Origin of the sequence: Streptococcus porcinus, assembly GCF_901542335.1 — a bacterium.
GTDB lineage: Bacteria > Bacillota > Bacilli > Lactobacillales > Streptococcaceae > Streptococcus > Streptococcus porcinus_A.
Genome location: NZ_LR594036.1, coordinates 1,849,478 through 1,867,078, shown reverse-complemented (window position 1 = coordinate 1,867,078; position 17,601 = coordinate 1,849,478). Strand labels below are relative to the sequence as shown.

Here is a 17,601-nt window from a genome sequence, read left to right as displayed (position 1 = left end):
AGCTAGGTCTTTAGCTTGTTTTATCCTTCAATATAATCTTTTAAAGCTTGGCCTTTTAGACCAGCATTAAGGGCAATTAAAAGTTTGAGGCGTGCTTTGGGTGCGTTCAACTCTTTGACAAACATGACTCCAGCATTTTGTAGCAGGGCACCTCCTCCTTGATAGGCGTAAACAGGTTCTGCAATTCCGTTAAAGCAACGAGAAACGAGAACTACAGGGATTCCCAAAGTGATCAGCTTTTCAAGTTCGGGTGCAGCGTGTGGGGGGATATTACCAGCGCCAAGAGCTTCAATGACAAGACCTTGGATATTATTGGGACTTAATAAACTCAGAATACTTCCATCTCCCATCCCTGCATAGGCTTTAATAATAGGAACAGTGCCTGTAATGGTTTGTAAGTCAAATCGGACGCGGAGCTCTGCTGTTTTGAAAAAAAGTAAATCTTGTTTCATGATAATTCCCAGGGGGCCATGAGTAGGTGTTTGAAAAGTAGAGATATTTGTGGTATGGGTTTTGGTTACATATTTTGCAGCATGTATTTCATCATTCATGACAACAAGAACCCCTTTACCTCTTGCTTTATCATGGCTGGCTACTCGAAGCGCTGTTAAATAATTATAGATGCCATCACTTCCAACTTCGTTTGAACTTCGCATGGCACCGGTAATGATAACTGGGATATCGGGGAGTGCCATAGTATCTAAGAAATAAGCTGTTTCTTCTAGGGTATCCGTACCGTGTGTAATAACGATACCATCATAGTTATCAGCTTCTTCTTTAATCTTGTGATAAAGTGCCAACATATGCTTGGGAGTAATATGGGGACTGGGTAAATTGAAGAAGTCAATGACTGTTAATTGAATGTTTTCTAACTCTAATCCAACCTGAGTCATGGGGTTGATTTGATTTGGAGAAATATTTCCGCTCGCATCGGCTTGCATGGAAATTGTTCCTCCAGTGTGCAATACTAGAATTTGTTTCATTATTTGTCATTCTTCCTTCGAAATATGTTATAATCTATTCTATCATAATAGAAGTGAGTAAAAAAGGTTTTGACAATTAAAGCAGTCTTTTTTGACATTGATGGTACCCTTTTAAATGACCGAAAAAATGTTCAAAAAACAACACAACAAGCCATTCAAAGTTTAAAAAAACAAGGTATAATGGTGGGCCTAGCAACTAGCAGGGGGCCTGGTTTTGTGCAACCTTTTTTAGAAAACTTTGGCCTTGATTTTGCGGTCACGTATAATGGTCAATATATCTTGACCAGGGATAAGATTCTCTATCAAAACCAATTACCAAAATCCCTCATTTATCGTGTGATTCGATATGCTAGTGACAAGAAAAAAGAAGTCTCGCTAGGGACAGCTTCCGGATTAGCTGGTTCACGCATCATTGACATGGGAACAAGTCAATTTGGACAAGTGGTCTCCAGTATTGTTCCAAGAGGTATGGTAACAACGGTTGAGAGTAGTTTTAAAAATCTAATCCGACGTGTGAAGCCGCAGAGTTTTAATAATTTAGTAACAATTATGAGGGAGCCAATTTATCAAATTGTTATGGTGGCTTCTGCCCAAGAAACGACTGAGATTAAGGAAAAGTTTCCTCATGTCAAAATCACAAGAAGTAGTCCATATTCAATTGATTTAATCTCTGTAGATCAGTCTAAGATTAAAGGAATTGAGCGTCTTGGAGAGATGTTTGGCTTTGAATTATCAGAAGTTATGGCTTTTGGAGATTCTGATAATGACATTGAAATGCTGAATGGGGTTGGTGTAGGCGTCGCCATGGGGAATGCTGATGACCTCTTAAAAGCAGGTGCTAGCTTTGTGACAGCATCTAATAACAATGGAGGTATTTCAAAAGCTCTCGCACATTATGGACTCATTCATTTTGACGTTGAAAAAAGCTTTAAAAGTCGTGATGATAACTTTAATAAAGTTAAAGATTTCCACCGCCTGATGGATGGTGATACTATTGAAACGCCGAAGGGCTACACATTAAAAGAGGCTAGCCACCGTGCAGACTTCAAAATTGAAGAGTTAGTAGAATTTGTCTATGCAACAATCCAAGGCGACAAGAATAAATTCACACAAGCGTTGATGGATATGCACTCGGCAATTGATAAAGCTGCTATTAAAGTACAATCTAAGAATAGTAGTGAGTCACCACTTGTTGGGCAAGTAGATGCCTTAACGGATTTGCTTTACTTTACTTATGGGTCTTTTGTTTTGATGGGAGTAGACCCACAACCCATTTTTGAAACGGTTCATGAATCTAACATGGGCAAAATATTCCCTGATGGAAAGGCCCATTTTGATCCAGTAACACATAAAATTTTGAAGCCTGATAATTGGGAAGAGCAATATGCACCGGAAAAATCAATTAAAAAAGAGCTAGATAAACAGTTACAAAAATCTTTACAGCGCTTAGAAAAAGAAAAAGCTTAAGTAGTTAGATCTACTTAAGCTTTATTTTATAAGGTTTTATTGTTATCTCTGACCACTAATAAATCGACTTTAGCGTGACGCATAATGTACTCAGAAGAAGAGCCAACCAAGAGTCGCTCAAAGGTATTTAAACCAGTTGCACCAACCATGATGAGGTCAACTTTTTCTCGGTCGGGAATGTCATGTGCTAATAGGTTTTTAGGATTGCCAAATTCAATGACTTGTTTAACGTTAGTCACTCCACGCTCGCGGGCTTGTTTTTCTAGATCAACAAGTACTTCTTTTGCTTCTTGTTCTAACTTATCATAGATGTAAGTGTCGAAAGTAGCAACGCTTTGTAAGGCTCGGGTATCAATAACGTGAGCGAGGATTAACTCAGCTTGATTTCGTAAAGCAACATTTACACCTTTATTGAAGGCAAGTTCAGACTCGAAAGAACCATCAACGGCAACTAAAATGTGTTCATATTTTTGGATCATGTAGAAGACCTCCTTTTTATTGCATGATTACTGTTTTCTATCTACTCTTACCCTATTATACCTTATTTAAGGAAGATTTGAAAGCGGTTAATGTTTTTTTCAGAAATAGTTTTAGCATCATTTTTCACATTAAAATCCTTGGTAATTTCTTTTTATTTTTTTGCTTTTTGTTATAATGTTAGGTACGAGGTAGAAGTTATGAAAATTTTTGAGAAATCATCAAAATTAGAACATGTTGCTTATGATATTCGTGGACCGGTTTTAGAAGAAGCAGAACGGATGATGGCTAATGGCGAAAAAATTCTGCGCTTAAATACTGGAAACCCAGCTGCTTTTGGTTTTGAAGCCCCTGATGAAGTCATCCGTGATTTAATTATGAATGCGCGAGACAGTGAAGGTTATTCTGATAGTCGAGGCATTTTTTCTGCTCGTAAGGCTATTATGCAATATTGTCAATTGAAACATTTTCCAGATGTTGATATTAACGATATTTATTTAGGAAATGGGGTTTCTGAATTAATCTCCATGTCTTTACAAGCTCTACTAGACAACGGAGATGAAGTCTTAGTCCCGATGCCTGACTATCCACTTTGGACAGCTTGTGTCAGCCTTGCAGGTGGTCATGCTCGTCATTATATCTGTGATGAGGAAGCTGATTGGTACCCTGACATAGATGATATAAAATCAAAAATTACAGATCGAACTAAAGCTATCGTCGTTATTAACCCTAATAACCCGACAGGCTCACTCTATCCTAAAGAACTTTTGGAAGAAATTGTTGCTATTGCGCGTGAATATCAATTGATTATTTTCGCTGATGAGATTTATGATCGATTAGTGATGGATGGAGGAGAACATGTTGCCATCGCTAGCTTAGCTCCAGATGTTTTCTGTGTTTCGATGAACGGCTTGTCCAAGTCTCACCGAATTGCGGGTTTTCGTGTTGGGTGGATGGTGCTTTCGGGGCCTAAAGAACATGTTCGGGGCTATATTGAAGGTATTAATATGTTAGCCAACATGCGTCTTTGTTCAAACGTTTTGGCTCAACAAGTGGTTCAAACTTCTCTGGGTGGTCATCAATCAGTAGATGAATTGTTATTGCCTGGTGGACGTATTTATGAGCAACGTAATTTCATGTATGAAGCCATAAATAGTATTCCGGGACTTTCCGCTGTCAAACCTAAAGCTGGACTTTACATTTTCCCAAAAATTGATCGTCAAATGTATCGGATTGATGATGACGAACAATTTGTTTTGGATTTACTAAAGCAAGAGAAGGTTATGTTAGTACATGGTCGTGGCTTTAATTGGAAAGAGCCTGATCATTTTCGAATTGTTTATCTTCCTCGAGTGGAAGAGTTAGCAGATGTTCAATCTAAAATTACACGAGTTTTACAACAGTACAAACGCTAATTCAATTCTCATATTGGCTTTATTATGGTTTAATCACTAATTACTTCAAATGTTAGTAATGAGAGAAATCGGCAAGAAGTAAGTTGATACAAGAATTGTAGAAATAATAAAAAATTTTCTGATAATTTCTTGCTAAAACTAAGACCCTTTGGTATAATTGAGACGAAATATATCAAAAGAAATAGGTGACTTATGCCCAACTTATTAGAAAAAACTCGTAAAATTACTTCAATTCTTCAACGTTCTGTAGATAGTCTTGATGCTGAATTACCATATAATATCATGGCTTCCCGATTAGCGGATATTATTGACTGCAATGCTTGTATTATAAATGGTGGTGGTACCCTTTTGGGATACGCTATGAAGTACAAGACAAACAATGATCGTGTTGAGGAATTTTTTGAAGCTCAGCAATTCCCAGAGTCATATGTTAAAGCGGCTAGCAGAGTTTATGACACTGAGGCTAACTTGCCAATTGATAATGAATTAACCATCTTCCCTATTGAATCTAAGGAGACTTATCCAGAGGGTTTAACGACTATTGCCCCAATTTACGGTGGTGGTATGCGTTTGGGTTCATTAATTATTTGGCGTAATGATAAGAAATTTAATGACGATGACTTGATTTTGATTGAAATTTCTAGTACCGTAGTAGGTATTCAGTTATTGAATCTCCAAACTGAAAATTTGGAGGAGACAATTCGTAAACAGACTGCTGTTAATATGGCGATGAATACTTTGTCATATTCAGAAATGAAAGCTGTGGCTGCTATTTTAGGAGAATTAGATGGAAATGAAGGCCGCTTAACAGCTTCAGTGATTGCTGATCGTATTGGTATCACACGTTCAGTAATTGTTAATGCACTGCGTAAATTGGAGAGCGCGGGTATTATTGAAAGCCGTTCTTTAGGAATGAAGGGTACTTATCTTAAGGTTATTAATGAAGGTATCTTCGAAAAACTAAAGGAAATCTAAAATAATGACAAAGGCTTTAATTTCAATTGATTACACTTACGATTTTGTAGCTGATGATGGTAAATTAACCGCAGGAAAAGCAGCACAAGCTATTTCAGAAGGAATCTTTCAGGTCACTAAGAGGGCTTTTGAAGAGGGAAACTATGTTTTCTTCGCTATTGATTGCCATGATGCAGCGGACCCTTTTCATCCTGAAAGTAAGCTCTTTCCGCCACATAATCTTAAGGGAACAAATGGACGGGACCTCTATGGTTTGCTGGGGTCCTATTATCAAGAAATTAAGGCTGATTCAAAAGTATTTTGGTTAGATAAGAGGCATTATTCTGCATTCTCAGGTACGGATTTGGACATTCGGCTGCGCGAACGGAAGGTCGATACGTTGATTCTAACTGGAGTTTTGGCAGATATTTGCGTCTTACATACTGCCATTGATGCCTATAATTTAGGTTATCGGATTGTGATTCCATCTTTGGCAGTGGCTAGTCTAACAGAGGAAAGTAAAGTCTGGGCACTAGAACATTTTGAACATGTCCTAGGAGCTAAGATAATATAGAATAAAAATAAAGACATGATGCAACTCATGTCTTTATTTTTTGATAATTAAATTGATTGCTTGGTTGATGCGCTCTTCCTGAACTTCAGGATTATCTACTGGATTTTCGATAACCTGAGTGATTCTATTCCCAATGATAACTCCCATGGTACTGTTGATACTAGATCTGATAGCAGTTAGCTGGGTAATAATTTCAAAACACGTTTTCTCATCTTCAATCATTTTTTGGACGCCTCGAAGTTGTCCCTCTGTACGTTTCAATCTATTAATAATGTCTTTTTTTCTCGGACCTCATATACACCTCGCTTCTCTAGCCATTATACGTGGTGAAGTAGCCTTTGTCAATTCTTTCTAAAGTGCTTTGGTTAAATGATTATAGGATAGATGTTATTATAGAAATACGGTATCGGGTATTTCAGTGGCTGTTTCTTCTGATTGCTTTGGTGAAGTTTTAGGAATGGCCAGTTGTCTATGGAATCTCCTTCTAAAGGCGGTTGTCTAGACTAGTGGTTTAAAACTTTTGAGTATGTTTAAACCATTATATTATTAAGCAGCTTAATCTTGACATTTTTAAATTTAGATAAAGCTTGTGCTCTTTATGAAAATTATGACTTAAAAAGGACGGATGATGATGAAAACTGAAAGTATTAAGGCGCTAGCAGATCAATTAGCAGTAGGATCGATTGAACTGATTGATGTGAGAGAGAAAGAAGAATTTGCTTTAGGCCATGTTCCAAGTGCTGTCAATTTCCCCTTAAGTCAATTGGGTGACTATTACCAGTCCCTTTCAAAAGATAAGACTCTTCATATTATTTGTCAATCTGGTCATCGCTCTCAAAGAGCTTGTGAATTCTTGGCAATCAAGGGTTATCATGTTGTTAATGTTGAAGGTGGTACAGTTGCCTGGCTATGGCCACTAGAAAATTAAAAAGCTATCTATTTCAAATGAAATAGATAGCTTTTTAATTTGTTAAGCTGATATGGTGATTTCGAATTGATTTTTGAAGATATCCTGCTGGTTTTCAATCAATAGGGGTAAAAACCATGACCTGCGACTTTACCAAGATAACCCTTATCAATGAATTCTTCTTTTAACATTTTTGCTAAATGAGCGTGCAAACTGTCTGGGTTTTCAGTAGTATCAGCATAATTTTTGAGGATGTTATAGGCTGTTTCGATACCGATGATGTCTAGAATTTCCAAAGGACCATAAGGTGCTCCAGTACCTAATTTCCATGCTTGGTCAATGGTTTTTGAATCGGCAACTTTCTTATAGTAAAGTGTTAGAGCGGATTCTAAAAAAGGAACAAGTATTGAGTTTAAAACATAACCTGGCTGTTCCTGCTTGAGTTCTAAAGGAACCATGCCAATTTGTTGGGCAAACGCTAAGGCTGTTTGATGTGTTTCGGAACTAGTATGCTCATGTCCCATAATTTCAACAATGTTATTTTGCCAGATATTATTAGCAAAGTGAAGCGCAATGAACTGTTCAGGACGGCCAGTCGCTTGTGCAAATTCGCTTGGCAGTAGTGTGGAGGAGTTAGTTGTAAAAATAGTTTTTTTAGGAGCAAGGTGACTTAGTTTTTGATAAAATTCTTTTTTTATCTTGACTTGTTCAGGAACAGCTTCAATCACAAGGTCAGCCTCTTCGACAGCTTTTGCTAAATCTGTTGAGAAGTGAATCTTACGAGGGAGTTCCTCAACTAATTCAAGTGATTGATTTACTTTTTCTAGAAAGACGTCATCCAATTTAGGGAGTAGATTTTTATTATAGGAAAGATTCTCAACTTTTTCACTGTAATTGTTTTTAGCGACCAATATTTCATCTTTATATAGAGAAGCAAGATGTTTAATCTTTGCTTTACCACGCTCTATAGCCTGCTCATCAATATCATAGATGGTCACTTCAAACCCTTTATAGGCTGTTTGGAAAGCAATTTGGCTGCCTAAAACACCACTACCGGCGACTGTAACTCGTTTAATTATCATAAAAACACCTCCAAATATTTTTGTAAACGTTTACAAAAGCATTCTATCAGATAAAAGTGAAAATCACAAGCAAATAGTAGATACAAATAAAGTTCTTTTTTCAATTTTAAACTTGAATTTTGAAAAACGAAGTATTATAATACACTATATAATAAATAGTATATCATATTTAAGAAGGTGGTGGGTATTATTCAACTAACTAAAAGACAAGAAGAGATTAGTCAGATTGTTCAGCAAAACCAACCTATTACAGGTGAAAAAATTGCTGACCTATTGCATGTAACGCGTGCAGCTCTCCGATCAGACTTGGTTGTTTTAACCATGCTAGGACTATTGGATGCTAAACCGAAGGTCGGATACTTTTATGTAGGATTGGAGAATCAGAAAAACGAATATTACCATTTTAAAGATACGAAAGTATCCGATATTATGGGGATACCTTTAACGTCACATCAGGCAGATTCAGTATATGAGGTGATTGTCAAAATTTTTATGGAGGATGCAGGTTGTGCTTTTATTCTAGATGATGATGGTTTTCTTTGTGGCGTGGTTTCGCGCAAAGATTTACTCAAAGCGAGTATTGGTGGTGGGGATTTATCCAATATTCCGATAGGCATGATAATGACTCGCGTACCAAATATTGCAACTGTTCTGGAGTCTGACTTTGTTTTTGAAGCCACCGAAAAATTAGTTCAAAGGCAAGTTGACAGTCTACCAGTTATTCGTTTGGTAGAGAATGGAAAAGCCCTTGTAGTCGGGAAGTTTTCTAAGACGATCATCACAAAACTCTTTTTAGAGCTAAAAGAGTAAGAAGGAGACACTATGGACGACCAATTATCACTCTATATTATTTCTGACTCCTTAGGAGAAACTGCTAGAGCTATTGCTAATGCCTGTATGCAACAATTCCCTCAACATGAAAATTGGCAGTTTGAACGTTTCCCTTATATAAATACTAAGGAGCTTTTAGATGAGGTTTTTGAAAAAGCTAAAACAAAAAATGTTTGCCTTATGTTTAGTTTAGTGGATGATAACCTTGCTAATTACGCTCAGCAACGTTCAGAAAAGGAAAATTTTGTCTATGTTGACCTCTTATCCAATGTTATTAAAGCTATGTCAAAAATTTCTGGATTGGCACCTCTAGGTCAACCAGGGCTTTTAAGGAAACTGGATCGAGAATATTTTAGACGTGTTGAAGCTATTGAGTTCGCTGTGAAATATGATGATGGTAAAGATCCGCGAGGTATTTTATTAGCAGATTTAGTTCTTTTAGGAATCTCTCGGACATCAAAAACACCTTTAAGCATGTTTCTTGCCGATAAACACGTCAAGGTTGTTAATATTCCCTTGATTCCAGAGGTGCCAATACCGAAGGAAATTTATGAGATTGATCCTAAGAAAATTATTGGGTTGACCAATTCCGTAGAGCGCCTGAGCCAGGTTCGAAAAGAACGACTGAAATCAATGGGAATCACTAGTTCAATTTCTTATGCAAATTGTGACCGTATTTATGAAGAAACGCGCTATGCAGAAAAGCTTATGCGTCAATTAAAATGTCCAATCATTGATGTTTCTGACAAAGCGATTGAAGAAACAGCAACTATCATTTTGGAGATATTGGAAAAATAATAGGTTTTAAATTGGAGGAAAACATGAGAGGAAAGTTTGTGTATCCTTTTTCGGAAGGTCATAAAGATATGAAATCTTTGTTAGGTGGTAAAGGGGCTAATTTGGCAGAAATGACCGGGATTGGCTTACCTGTGCCTCAAGGCTTTACCATTACGACAGAAGCATGTAATGATTATTATAATAGTGGGGAACTAATCCGTTCAGAAATTTTACAAGAGATTGACCAAGCTTTAGTGACTTTAGAAAAAGAACAAGGAAAAGGCCTTGGGAGTGACCAAGATCCCCTTTTGGTATCTGTTCGTTCGGGTGCTGTTTTTTCGATGCCAGGAATGATGGACACCATTCTTAATCTGGGACTTAATGATACTAGTGTAAAAGGTTTAATCGCTGTAACTCAGAACGAGCGTTTTGCTTACGATTCTTATCGTCGCTTTATCCAAATGTTTGCAGATGTTGCTATTGGTATTTCAAAATATAAATTTGATGCGGTCTTAGAGCGAGCAAAAGAAGAAAAAGGTATCCAAAATGATACCGAATTAAGCAGTCAGGACTTACAAGAAATTGTAACCGCATACAAGCAAATTTATTTAGATGAAACCGGAGAAGCTTTCCCACAACAGCCCAAAGAACAATTAGTATTAGCCATTGAAGCTGTTTTTAAATCTTGGAATAATCCACGTGCTAAAGTCTATAGGCGATTAAATGATATCTCACAAAGTTTGGGAACAGCTGTTAATATACAAGCAATGGTCTTTGGTAATATGGGTGAAAACAGCGGAACAGGAGTTGCTTTCACGCGTAACCCATCAACTGGAGAAAACAAGTTATTTGGTGAATATTTGATTAATGCTCAAGGAGAAGATGTTGTAGCTGGTATTCGGACCCCTCAAAGTATTGATAGGTTAAAAGCGGATATGCCTAATATTTACCAAGAACTCTTAAAGACAACACAGCTACTTGAAAAACATTATCAAGATATGCAAGATGTTGAATTTACAATCGAAAAAGGCAAACTCTTCATGTTACAAACTCGAAATGGTAAGCGTACAGCAAAGGCTGCGATTAAGATTGCTGTTGATCAGGTTAGAGAAGGATTAATTAGTAAAAAAGTTGCTATTATGCGTATTGAACCTCACCAACTTGAACAAGTTTTGCACCCTACATTTGATTCTGATGAAGTGCAAAAAGCTGAGTGCCTTACAAACGGATTACCAGCGTCACCAGGTGCAGCTTGTGGACGGGTATATTTCCATGCCGATGACGCTGTTAGAGAAGCTAAAGCAGGTAAAGATGTCCTTCTTGTCAGACAAGAAACGTCTCCGGAAGATATTGAAGGTATGGTTTCTGCCAAGGGGATTATCACAGCTCGAGGTGGCATGACATCGCACGCAGCCGTAGTTGCGCGTGGGATGGGGAAACCCTGTGTTGCAGGTTGTAGTCAGCTTTTGGTTGACGAAGCATGCAAAGAAATAACAATAGGACAAATAACTATTAAAGAAGGGGAGTTCTTATCAATTGACGGCGGAACAGGGGCTGTTTATATTGGTCAAATCCCCATGGTGGCTACAAACCTTGATAGTGATTTTCAAATGTTCATGTCTTGGGTAGATGAGGAACGTGACATGAAAGTACGGTCTAATGCTGATAATCCGCGCGATGCCCGAAAGGCTTTGGAATTTGGCGCAGAAGGTATTGGGTTATGTCGGACTGAGCACATGTTCTTTGATGAAGAGCGCATTCAACTTGTCCGTGAAATGATTGTGGCTGACAATTTGAAAGATCGTGAAAAAGCTTTAGCAAAATTATTACCGCATCAACGTAGAGATTTTTATGAACTCTTTAAAGCGCTAGATGGCAAGTCAGGTACCATTCGCTTACTGGATCCGCCTCTACATGAATTTTTACCGCAAGATATTTCTTCTATTACTAGTCTTGCTAATCAGCTTGGCTTAAATGTTAATTTGCTTGAAAAGCGGATTCGCGACTTATCAGAATTTAATCCGATGTTGGGACATCGGGGTTGCCGCTTGGCGATCACCTATCCAGAAATCTATAAGATGCAGGTACGTGCTATTACTCAAGGGGCTATTCAGGCTATCCAAGAAGGTTATCATGTAGCTCCAGAAATTATGATCCCATTGGTTAGTATTGTTGATGAATTACGGATTCTTCGCAAATTAATTGCAGAGACGGTGGATCAAGAACTGGAAGAGGCAGGAATAAGCATGTCATATAGCATAGGGACGATGATTGAAATTCCGCGTGCTTGCGTCACTGCTGATGAGATTGCTCAAGAAGCAGATTTCTTTAGTTTTGGAACTAATGATTTAACACAAATGGGGTTTGGTTTTTCTCGTGATGATGCAGGTAAGTTTTTAGGCGAATACAGTGAGAAGGGAATCCTTGATAAAGACCCTTTCCAAGTATTAGATCAAAAAGGTATAGGCCGATTATTAGAGATGGCTGTTAAACTCGGTCGTCAAACTAAGAGTGATTTAAAAATGGGGATTTGTGGGGAACACGGTGGTGAAGCAGCGACAGTCGGTTTCTGTTACCAACAAGATTTAAACTATGTTTCTTGCTCGCCCTTTAGAATACCAATTGCTAAATTAGCAGTAGCTCAGGCTAAGATTAACCGGTCAGGAAATAGTTTTAGTCGTGACAAATAAGTTTTGATAGGTAGTTATTATTAAAACAGGGGTAGATAAGAGCTGTAAAAAGAGAGTGCGTGAGTCTAGTGGAGGACATTTGTCTTTTGTTAGATTCACTTTTTTTGTTAAGAAATGAAGATTAGTACGCTAGCTGAATAGGTGACAATTGTGATATAATGAATAAGACTATGTAAAAATAGAACTAAGGAGAAATGATGAAAATTTCTGAAGAAGAAGTGCGCCACGTAGCCACTTTATCAAAATTAACATTTTCTGATCAAGAGACTAGCGCGTTTGCCACTAGCTTAACGAAAATTGTTGATATGATTGAATTATTAAATGAAGTTGACACAGAAGGCATTGCAATTACTACAACCATGGCTGACCGAAAAAATGTAATGCGACAAGACATAGCTCATGCTGGCACAGATCGCCAACTCTTGTTTAAAAATGTACCAGAAAAAGAAAATAACTTTATCAAAGTACCTGCCATTTTAGAAGATGGAGGAGATGCCTAATGTCATTTAACACTAAAGATTTAACAGAATTGCATGACTTATTGGTGAAAAAAGAGATTTCTGCTAAAGAATTAACTGCTGCTACGATTGAAGATATCAAAAAACGTGAAGATAGTATCGGCTCATTTATTACGATCAGTGAAGATTCAGCACTTGCTCAAGCGCAAGCGATAGATGATAAAGGTATTGATGCTGATAACCTTTTGTCTGGAATTCCGTTTGCTGTCAAAGATAATATTTCGACCAAAGGTATCCTAACAACAGCTGCCTCAAAAATGCTTTATAATTATGAGCCTATTTTTAACGCGACAGCTATTGATAATGCACTTGCTAAAGATATGATTGTTATAGGAAAAACCAACATGGATGAGTTTGCCATGGGGGGATCAACGGAAACTTCTTATTTCAAAAAAACCAAAAATGCTTGGGATCAGACTAAAGTACCTGGGGGATCTTCAGGTGGCTCTGCGACAGCAGTAGCTTCAGGACAAGTCCGTCTCTCTCTAGGTTCGGATACAGGTGGCTCTATTCGTCAACCGGCAGCTTTTAATGGTGTTGTGGGAATGAAACCAACCTACGGGGCAGTTTCTCGCTATGGCTTAATTGCCTTTGGATCTTCCTTAGATCAAATAGGTCCTATTTCGCAAACCGTTAGTGAAAATGCTTGTATGTTGAATGCTATCGCTGGTCCAGATGAGAAAGATTCAACTTCGGCGCCTGTGAAGATAGCTGACTATACTAGCAAGATTGGTCAAGAGATAAAAGGGATGAAGATTGCTCTTCCAAAAGAATATCTAGGAGAAGGTATTGATCCTCAAATCAAAGAAAATATTCTAGAAGCTGCTAAACAGTTTGAAAAATTAGGAGCACGTGTAGAAGAAGTGAGTCTTCCGCATAGTAAGTATGGGGTAGCTGTCTATTATATTATTGCTTCATCAGAAGCATCATCGAATTTACAACGTTTTGATGGGATTAGATATGGATTCCGTGCTGAGAATGCGAAATCTTTAGATGACATCTATGTACAAACACGTAGCCAAGGCTTTGGTGATGAAGTGAAACGCCGAATTATGCTAGGAACTTTTAGCTTATCTTCGGGTTACTATGATGCTTATTTCAAAAAAGCTGGTCAAGTTCGTACCTTGATTATTGAGGATTTTGCTAAAGTTTTTGCTAATTATAATCTTATTCTTGGGCCAACAACACCTTCAGTTGCTTTTGGACTAGACACTCTCAATCATGATCCTGTTTCGATGTATTTAGCTGACTTATTGACTATTCCGGTTAATTTAGCTGGTTTGCCAGGAATCTCAATCCCTTCAGGATTTGCAGATGGCTTGCCAGTTGGCTTACAGTTAATTGGACCAAAATACAGTGAAGAAACAATTTATCAAGCAGCAGCAGCTTTTGAAGCTAGTACAGACTACCATAAGCAACAGCCATTTATTTTTGGAGGTGACAAGTAATGAATTTTGAAACAATTATTGGACTAGAAGTTCACGTTGAACTGAATACCAATTCGAAAATCTTCTCACCTTCTTCGGCACATTTTGGGCAAGAAGCTAACGCAAACACCAACGTCATTGACTGGTCTTTCCCAGGTGTTTTACCAGTCATGAATAAGGGTGTAATTGATGCGGGAATCAAAGCTTCGCTGGCTCTTAATATGGATATCCATAAAAAGATGCACTTTGACCGCAAGAATTATTTTTATCCTGATAATCCCAAAGCTTATCAAATTTCTCAGTTTGATGAACCTATTGGGTATAATGGTTGGATTGATATCAGGCTGGAAGATGGAACTGAGAAAAAAATCAGAATTGAAAGAGCTCACTTAGAAGAAGATGCAGGAAAAAATACCCATGGAACAGATGGCTACTCCTATGTTGACCTCAACCGTCAAGGTGTTCCCTTAATTGAAATTGTCTCAGAAGCAGACATGCGTTCTCCTGAAGAAGCCTATGCCTATCTTACAGCTCTTAAAGAAATTATCCAGTATACCGGTATTTCTGACGTGAAAATGGAAGAAGGCTCAATGCGCGTGGATGCCAACATCTCTCTTCGCCCGTATGGTCAAGAAGAATTTGGTACGAAAACAGAGTTGAAAAACCTCAATTCTTTCTCTAACGTCCGTAAAGGTTTGGAGTACGAAGTTGAACGACAAGCTAAAATCTTGCGTTCAGGTGGAACTATTCGGCAAGAGACACGACGCTATGATGAAGCTAATAAGGGAACAATTTTAATGCGGGTCAAAGAAGGTGCTGCAGACTACCGTTATTTCCCAGAACCAGATCTACCCTTGTATGAAATTGACGATGCTTGGATTGAAGAGATGCGCTCAGAGTTACCAGAGTTTCCAGCTCAACGTCGTGCCAACTACATCACAAAACTAGGTTTATCTGACTATGATGCAAATCAATTAACAGCAAGTAAGGCCTTATCTGATTTCTTTGAACAAGCAGTTGCAGTTGGCGGAGATGCTAAGCAAGTTTCCAATTGGTTACAAGGTGAAGTTGCTCAATACCTTAATTCTCAGGACCAAACGATTGAAACGATTCAGCTAACACCAGATAACTTAGTGGAAATGATTCAGTTGATTTCAGATGGTACGATTTCATCTAAAATTGCTAAAAAAGTTTTTGTTCATTTGGCTAAAAACGGTGGTTCCGCTCGTCAATATGTCCAAGAAGCTGGCTTAGTACAAATCTCAGATCCAGAAGTCCTAATTCCAATTATTCATCAGGTCTTTGCAGATAATGAAGCAGCGGTTGTTGACTTTAAATCCGGCAAACGTAATGCGGATAAAGCTTTTACCGGTTTCCTTATGAAAGCGACTAAAGGCCAAGCCAACCCACAAGTCGCTCAAAAACTGTTAGCACAGGAACTACAAAAATTATTAGATTAATGTAAAACACGAAAATAGATTCATAATAAAAAGGAAGCTTTGTTTCCTTTTTATTATAGGCTGAGCTGTATCTCATTTATGAGGAGTGAAGTAAACAATGAAATAAGGAGTACTTTTAAAGCCAAAGCAACTGTGTTACACTAGAATTAGTTAGTTATAAAGAAGGGAAAGTTATGTCCAAAAAATGGAGTGGAAGTATCATGGTTTTGTCTGCTGGAATAGCTTGGGGTATCTCAGGAGTTTCAGGACAATATTTGATGAGTCATGGTATCCATGTTAATCTATTAACCTCATTACGTTTATTATTGTCAGGACTTTTTTTATGTGGTCTGGCTTTAGTCACACAAAAAAGTAATGTTAAGAAAATACTTACTAATCCGAAGTTGCTAGTTGCTATTTTTTTATTTGCTATTTTTGGTTTATTAATGAATCAATATGCTTATTTGAATGCTATTCAGTACACAAATGCAGGCACAGCAACAGTCCTTCAATATTTATCGCCAATTTTTATTTTGGTTTATGTTTCGCTTGTAGAAAAAAGGTGGCCATCGTTAAGTGAGTGTTTTTCAATGCTTTTGGCTATCCTAGGGACATTGATTATTGCTACCCATGGTCATCTGTCACAATTAGCCATTACACCAAAAGGATTAACATGGGGGTTATTAGCAGCAGTAACAGCGGCTTTATATATTATTATTCCGATACGGCTAATTGAAAAATGGGGAAGCTTGGTGGTAATTGGCTTTGGGATGCTGTTTTCAGGAATCTTTTTTCCACTTGCTACACAAGCCTGGCAATACCCGCTATCATTAGGGGGCTATAATCTTTTAGCTTTATTTGGTTTGATAGGAATAGGGACTATTTTTGCATATACTATTTTTCTGAAAGGCACAGCCTTGGTTGGTCCTGTTAATGGTAGTTTGTTAGCTTCTATCGAACCAGTTGTCTCTGTTGGCTTTGCTATTATACTTTTAAAAGAAGTTTTTTATCCGATTGATCTTATAGGAATGCTATTGATTTTGATTTATGTTCTTTTGATTTCGTATCGAGATTGGCTTATCATGCGTAGTCTTAAAAAAATGAATGAAGGAGATAATTTGCCTATCTGAGGTCGTTTTTCTGTTTATAAAGCTAGATTATGTTATAATATGGAAAATATAAAAGGAGAAAGTTATGATTGGATCATTAATCGTCGGCGCTATCATCGGGATGATTGCTGGTAAAATTACAGAAAAAGGCGGACAAATGGGTTGTTTAGCCAATATAGTAGCGGGTCTTGCAGGTTCATATGTGGGGCAACGTCTTTTTGGGAACTGGGGCCCTCATTTGGCGGGTATGGCACTCTTTCCCTCTATTATTGGTGCAGCTATCATTGTTGTGTTAGTATCTTATTTAATAGGTAAAAAGTAAAAGCTCACAAGAAAGTGGGCTTTTTTCTTCAATTTATTGAATATCAGTATTTACTAGGCAACTATAAATCATTTTTAGTAGTATTTGAAAAAAGATTGGCCTAAGATAAAAAATGCACCCCTATCAGAGAAGGGGTGCTGTGATCAGCAACTTTTAAATTGTCTTATCTTTTTAATTGGTTGCCCAATCATCATTATAGAGCAGTAATATTGAAATTATCTGTCAATTTGGTAACAAAATTCAGCATGTCTGTGACATTTGACATCAAGATGCAATCAAGATGGTATAGAGGGTTAAGTAGCCTAGAATAATGACTTCTTTTGTGGTAAAATGTAACAAATATAAGGAGGTGCTTTCATGAAAGCTATTATTACAGTTGTCGGTAAGGATAACAGAGGTATTGTCGCCGGAGTTTCAGGAAAGATTGCAGACTTAGGATTAAACATTGACGATATTTCACAAACTGTATTAAATGATTATTTTACAATGATGGCTCTAGTATCAAGTGAAAATAAGGAAGATTTTTCTCAGTTACGTAAAGAGTTTGATGCTTTTGGAGAAAGCCTTCAGGTGAAGATAAATATCCAAAGCACAGCGATCTTTGATGCCATGCATAAGCTATAAGGAGA

The 17,601-nt window shown here is 37.6% G+C and carries 18 protein-coding genes; 14 read left to right on the top strand and 4 right to left on the bottom strand.

Annotated features, from left to right (window positions below):
* Window positions 1–20: 20 nt before the first annotated feature.
* A complete protein-coding gene (locus tag FGK96_RS09035; protein WP_138083239.1) occupies window positions 21–983 on the bottom strand; it encodes an asparaginase in 963 nt (320 codons plus the stop codon).
* Between the two features lie 69 nt (window positions 984–1,052).
* Here FGK96_RS09035 and FGK96_RS09030 point away from each other — a divergent pair, with 69 nt between their 5' ends.
* Window positions 1,053–2,450, top strand: coding sequence for a Cof-type HAD-IIB family hydrolase (locus FGK96_RS09030; protein ID WP_138083237.1), 1,398 nt, complete (start codon window positions 1,053–1,055; stop codon window positions 2,448–2,450).
* Between the two features lie 26 nt (window positions 2,451–2,476).
* Here FGK96_RS09030 and FGK96_RS09025 read toward each other — a convergent pair whose 3' ends face one another.
* On the bottom strand, window positions 2,477–2,929 hold the full coding sequence (locus tag FGK96_RS09025; protein ID WP_003085578.1) for a universal stress protein: 453 nt from the start codon (window positions 2,927–2,929) through the stop codon (window positions 2,477–2,479).
* A 198-nt stretch (window positions 2,930–3,127) separates the two neighbouring features.
* Here FGK96_RS09025 and FGK96_RS09020 point away from each other — a divergent pair, with 198 nt between their 5' ends.
* The 3 genes from FGK96_RS09020 (at window position 3,128) to FGK96_RS09010 (ending at window position 5,870) form a co-directional block, all read left to right on the top strand.
* Window positions 3,128–4,342 carry a pyridoxal phosphate-dependent aminotransferase gene (locus FGK96_RS09020; RefSeq protein ID WP_138083235.1) on the top strand — a complete coding sequence of 405 codons (1,215 nt, stop codon included), beginning with the start codon at window positions 3,128–3,130 and terminating at the stop codon, window positions 4,340–4,342.
* A 192-nt stretch (window positions 4,343–4,534) separates the two neighbouring features.
* On the top strand, window positions 4,535–5,317 hold the full coding sequence (codY, locus tag FGK96_RS09015) for a GTP-sensing pleiotropic transcriptional regulator CodY (protein WP_007892088.1): 783 nt from the start codon (window positions 4,535–4,537) through the stop codon (window positions 5,315–5,317).
* Between the two features lie 4 nt (window positions 5,318–5,321).
* Window positions 5,322–5,870: a cysteine hydrolase family protein gene (locus tag FGK96_RS09010; RefSeq protein WP_138083233.1), complete on the top strand. Its 549-nt coding sequence runs from the start codon at window positions 5,322–5,324 to the stop codon at window positions 5,868–5,870.
* A gap of 33 nt (window positions 5,871–5,903) precedes the next feature.
* Here FGK96_RS09010 and FGK96_RS09005 read toward each other — a convergent pair whose 3' ends face one another.
* Entirely contained in the window at window positions 5,904–6,092 is a 189-nt protein-coding gene (locus FGK96_RS09005) for a metal-sensing transcriptional repressor (protein ID WP_232045837.1), read from the bottom strand.
* 406 nt (window positions 6,093–6,498) lie between these two features.
* Between FGK96_RS09005 and FGK96_RS09000 the strand changes: the two genes are divergently transcribed.
* Window positions 6,499–6,798, top strand: coding sequence for a rhodanese-like domain-containing protein (locus FGK96_RS09000; RefSeq protein WP_138083528.1), 300 nt, complete (start codon window positions 6,499–6,501; stop codon window positions 6,796–6,798).
* Between the two features lie 98 nt (window positions 6,799–6,896).
* Here FGK96_RS09000 and FGK96_RS08995 read toward each other — a convergent pair whose 3' ends face one another.
* Window positions 6,897–7,859 carry a 3-hydroxyacyl-CoA dehydrogenase gene (locus FGK96_RS08995; RefSeq protein WP_138083229.1) on the bottom strand — a complete coding sequence of 321 codons (963 nt, stop codon included), beginning with the start codon at window positions 7,857–7,859 and terminating at the stop codon, window positions 6,897–6,899.
* A 180-nt stretch (window positions 7,860–8,039) separates the two neighbouring features.
* Here FGK96_RS08995 and FGK96_RS08990 point away from each other — a divergent pair, with 180 nt between their 5' ends.
* The 9 genes from FGK96_RS08990 to FGK96_RS08950 all read left to right on the top strand — a co-directional run bounded on the left by FGK96_RS08990 (window position 8,040) and on the right by FGK96_RS08950 (window position 17,596).
* Window positions 8,040–8,669 (top strand): helix-turn-helix transcriptional regulator, encoded by a 630-nt coding sequence (locus tag FGK96_RS08990; RefSeq protein WP_138083227.1) that lies wholly within the window; start codon window positions 8,040–8,042, stop codon window positions 8,667–8,669.
* A gap of 12 nt (window positions 8,670–8,681) precedes the next feature.
* A complete protein-coding gene (locus tag FGK96_RS08985) occupies window positions 8,682–9,488 on the top strand; it encodes a pyruvate, water dikinase regulatory protein (protein ID WP_138083225.1) in 807 nt (268 codons plus the stop codon).
* A 23-nt stretch (window positions 9,489–9,511) separates the two neighbouring features.
* A complete protein-coding gene (gene ppdK, locus FGK96_RS08980) occupies window positions 9,512–12,157 on the top strand; it encodes a pyruvate, phosphate dikinase (protein WP_138083223.1) in 2,646 nt (881 codons plus the stop codon).
* Window positions 12,158–12,354: 197 nt separating this feature from the next.
* Window positions 12,355–12,657: an Asp-tRNA(Asn)/Glu-tRNA(Gln) amidotransferase subunit GatC gene (gatC, locus tag FGK96_RS08975; RefSeq protein WP_003083222.1), complete on the top strand. Its 303-nt coding sequence runs from the start codon at window positions 12,355–12,357 to the stop codon at window positions 12,655–12,657.
* On the top strand, window positions 12,657–14,123 hold the full coding sequence (gene gatA / locus FGK96_RS08970; protein WP_138083221.1) for an Asp-tRNA(Asn)/Glu-tRNA(Gln) amidotransferase subunit GatA: 1,467 nt from the start codon (window positions 12,657–12,659) through the stop codon (window positions 14,121–14,123). Before gatC ends, gatA begins: the two co-directional genes overlap by 1 nt.
* Window positions 14,123–15,562, top strand: coding sequence for an Asp-tRNA(Asn)/Glu-tRNA(Gln) amidotransferase subunit GatB (gene gatB / locus FGK96_RS08965; protein WP_138083219.1), 1,440 nt, complete (start codon window positions 14,123–14,125; stop codon window positions 15,560–15,562). Before gatA ends, gatB begins: the two co-directional genes overlap by 1 nt.
* Before the next feature lie 173 nt (window positions 15,563–15,735).
* Window positions 15,736–16,671, top strand: coding sequence for a DMT family transporter (locus tag FGK96_RS08960; protein WP_138083217.1), 936 nt, complete (start codon window positions 15,736–15,738; stop codon window positions 16,669–16,671).
* Window positions 16,672–16,735: 64 nt separating this feature from the next.
* Window positions 16,736–16,972, top strand: a complete 237-nt coding sequence (locus FGK96_RS08955) for a GlsB/YeaQ/YmgE family stress response membrane protein (RefSeq protein ID WP_003085174.1) — start codon at window positions 16,736–16,738, stop codon at window positions 16,970–16,972.
* Between the two features lie 357 nt (window positions 16,973–17,329).
* A complete protein-coding gene (locus FGK96_RS08950; protein WP_138083215.1) occupies window positions 17,330–17,596 on the top strand; it encodes an ACT domain-containing protein in 267 nt (88 codons plus the stop codon).
* The last annotated feature ends 5 nt before the right edge of the window (window positions 17,597–17,601 follow it).

Excerpts from the sequence above, each read along its gene's own strand:
- FGK96_RS09035 (WP_138083239.1), bottom strand. The coding sequence starts at position 983 with ATGAAACAAATTCTAGTATTGCACACTGGAGGAACAATTTCCATGCAA.
- FGK96_RS09025 (WP_003085578.1), bottom strand. The coding sequence starts at position 2,929 with ATGATCCAAAAATATGAACACATTTTAGTTGCCGTTGATGGTTCTTTC.
- FGK96_RS09020 (WP_138083235.1), top strand. The coding sequence starts at position 3,128 with ATGAAAATTTTTGAGAAATCATCAAAATTAGAACATGTTGCTTATGAT.
- codY (WP_007892088.1), top strand. The coding sequence starts at position 4,535 with ATGCCCAACTTATTAGAAAAAACTCGTAAAATTACTTCAATTCTTCAA.
- FGK96_RS09010 (WP_138083233.1), top strand. The coding sequence starts at position 5,322 with ATGACAAAGGCTTTAATTTCAATTGATTACACTTACGATTTTGTAGCT.
- FGK96_RS09005 (WP_232045837.1), bottom strand. The coding sequence starts at position 6,092 with ATGATTGAAGATGAGAAAACGTGTTTTGAAATTATTACCCAGCTAACT.
- FGK96_RS09000 (WP_138083528.1), top strand. The coding sequence starts at position 6,499 with ATGATGAAAACTGAAAGTATTAAGGCGCTAGCAGATCAATTAGCAGTA.
- FGK96_RS08995 (WP_138083229.1), bottom strand. The coding sequence starts at position 7,859 with ATGATAATTAAACGAGTTACAGTCGCCGGTAGTGGTGTTTTAGGCAGC.
- FGK96_RS08985 (WP_138083225.1), top strand. The coding sequence starts at position 8,682 with ATGGACGACCAATTATCACTCTATATTATTTCTGACTCCTTAGGAGAA.
- ppdK (WP_138083223.1), top strand. The coding sequence starts at position 9,512 with ATGAGAGGAAAGTTTGTGTATCCTTTTTCGGAAGGTCATAAAGATATG.
- gatC (WP_003083222.1), top strand. The coding sequence starts at position 12,355 with ATGAAAATTTCTGAAGAAGAAGTGCGCCACGTAGCCACTTTATCAAAA.
- gatA (WP_138083221.1), top strand. The coding sequence starts at position 12,657 with ATGTCATTTAACACTAAAGATTTAACAGAATTGCATGACTTATTGGTG.
- gatB (WP_138083219.1), top strand. The coding sequence starts at position 14,123 with ATGAATTTTGAAACAATTATTGGACTAGAAGTTCACGTTGAACTGAAT.
- FGK96_RS08960 (WP_138083217.1), top strand. The coding sequence starts at position 15,736 with ATGTCCAAAAAATGGAGTGGAAGTATCATGGTTTTGTCTGCTGGAATA.
- FGK96_RS08955 (WP_003085174.1), top strand. The coding sequence starts at position 16,736 with ATGATTGGATCATTAATCGTCGGCGCTATCATCGGGATGATTGCTGGT.
- FGK96_RS08950 (WP_138083215.1), top strand. The coding sequence starts at position 17,330 with ATGAAAGCTATTATTACAGTTGTCGGTAAGGATAACAGAGGTATTGTC.